Source organism: Streptococcus sp. GMD6S (assembly GCF_000297015.1).
Window position 1 is genome coordinate 1 of the sequence record NZ_AJRH01000381.1, and the last position, 2,025, is coordinate 2,025.

A 2,025-nucleotide genomic window follows, 5' to 3' on the forward strand; every position below is an offset into this window, starting at 1 on the left:
AATAAACAGGTCATTAAAAGAGCGTAAAACTTTTTCATGTGTCTCCTAACTATATGATTGAAAAGGTAGAATTCTGAATTCGAATGATTATTAAACTATTAATAACCTTTAAAATAATCTAAGATATACTAGGCGTTATTTACTAGCATTTAGCTTCTTTATGGAATGGCGCTCGATGAGCCATCCCACAATCCACCCTATTGCTAGCAAGTAATTTTCAAAAGCACCGATAGCATTTACAGGAGAGTGATACTCCATATAATTGAGTAAGTGATTTGTTCCTATTCCAATTCCGCCAATAATGAGAGCAAGAAGTGCGATTCGTAGATAGAACCAATCGTATTTAATATTGATAGCGAGAATAATAATCAATACAGCTAAATTCCATATTCCAATTTCTCGTTGCCAACCAGCAGATATTCCGTACCCGGAGTGGCTTCCCATGTACGATGGAAAGAAAATTTGTAGTATAGAAGCGCCTAACATAGCGATGATGACTAAGACAAATAGCAATCGTAAAAATTTGTTCATTTATTCTCCTTGTCTCATTCTCGTCTTAAAAGTAGAAAAAAGTGTATAAAGAGTAAATTACTCACTTTCTTTCAACTTAGCCAATTCTTGTGCAAGCAGTTTAAGGGCGACTTGTGGGTTGGCTTGGCCTTTGGTTGCCTTCATAAGGAATCCTGTGAAGGCCTTGTCTGCGTTGCGTTTACCTGACTTGAAGTCGGCAACGGCAGCTTCGTTATCCGCAAAGACTTGGTGGATGATTGGGATCAAGACATCTGGATCAGAGATTTGCACCAAGCCTGCTTTTTCCACGTATTCACGCGCGCCACCGCCATTTTTAGCCAGATGGACAAAGACTTTCTTGGCAATCTTAGAAGAGATCGTGCCGTCTTCGATGATGGCAATCATTTCTACTAAGTTTTCTGGTGTTAATTCGATTTGTTCCAGTGTCTTACCTTCGGCGTTCAAGAACTGAGCAACTTCACCTTGGAGCCAGTTAGAGACTTGTTTGGCATCACCACCGAGTGCAACAGCTTTTTCAAAGAAGTCAGAAGTGACTTTGTTTGCCGTCAACTGGCTAGCATCGTAGTCTGATAAGCCAAGGTCAGATACGTAGCGCGCACGACGTTCTTTTGGAAACTCTGGTAATTCAGTGCGCATTTCCTCAATCCACTCATCTGAGATTTCAAAGAGTGGTAGGTCTGGTTCAGGGAAGTAGCGGTAGTCTGCAGCACCTTCTTTGACACGCATGAGGATGGTTGCCTTGTTAGCTTCATCGTAACGGCGTGTTTCTTGGCGAATTTGACCACCTGAGCGAAGGATTTCAGCCTGGCGTTGGACTTCGTATTCGAGACCTTTGCGAACATTTGAGAAGGAGTTGAGGTTTTTCAACTCAGTCTTGGTACCGAATTTCTCTTGACCATAAGGACGAAGGGAGATGTTGGCATCCACACGCATAGAACCTTCTTCCATCTTAACGTCAGAAATGCCAGCGTACTGGATGACTTCCTTGAGAGCTGTTAGATAAGCATAGGCTTCTTCTGGGGAACGCATGTCGGCTTCAGATACGATTTCAATCAATGGCACCCCTTGACGATTGAGGTCAACATAAGAGTAGCCATCTGTACAGTGGGTGTTTTTACCAGCGTCTTCTTCTAGGTGAGCACGTTCGATACCGATTTTCTTAGTCGTACCGTCTTCTAGCTCGACTTCAATCCAACCATTATAACCGATAGGCTCATCAAACTGAGAAATTTGGTAGGCTTTTGGATTATCAGGGTAGAAGTAGTTCTTGCGGTCGAAGTGCATGTGCTTGTGGATGTCCATGTTGAGGGCAAGAGCGGCCTTGATACCAGCATCGACAACACCTTTATTGAGAACCGGAAGTACTCCTGGGAAAGACCAGTCAATCACGTTGGTATTGGCGTTTTGGTCATTTCCGAAGTGGGCAGAAGTTGGTGAGAAGATTTTTGAATTGGTGTTGAGCTCTACGTGGACTTCAAGTCCAATGACTGTTTC

The 2,025-nt window shown here is 42.9% G+C and carries 2 protein-coding genes; both read right to left on the bottom strand.

Annotated elements, in window-relative coordinates:
- Nucleotides 1–135: 135 nt before the first annotated feature.
- Nucleotides 136–531: a hypothetical protein gene (locus GMD6S_RS11880; RefSeq protein WP_001031998.1), complete on the bottom strand. Its 396-nt coding sequence runs from the start codon at nt 529–531 to the stop codon at nt 136–138.
- A 57-nt stretch (nt 532–588) separates the two neighbouring features.
- On the bottom strand, nt 589–2,025 hold a 1,437-nt coding region (gene gatB / locus GMD6S_RS11885), incomplete at its 5' end, for an Asp-tRNA(Asn)/Glu-tRNA(Gln) amidotransferase subunit GatB (protein ID WP_000374631.1).

Bases quoted from the DNA above. Each gene is read 5' to 3' on its own strand.
- GMD6S_RS11880 (WP_001031998.1), bottom strand. From the start codon at position 531: ATGAACAAATTTTTACGATTGCTATTTGTCTTAGTCATCATCGCTATG.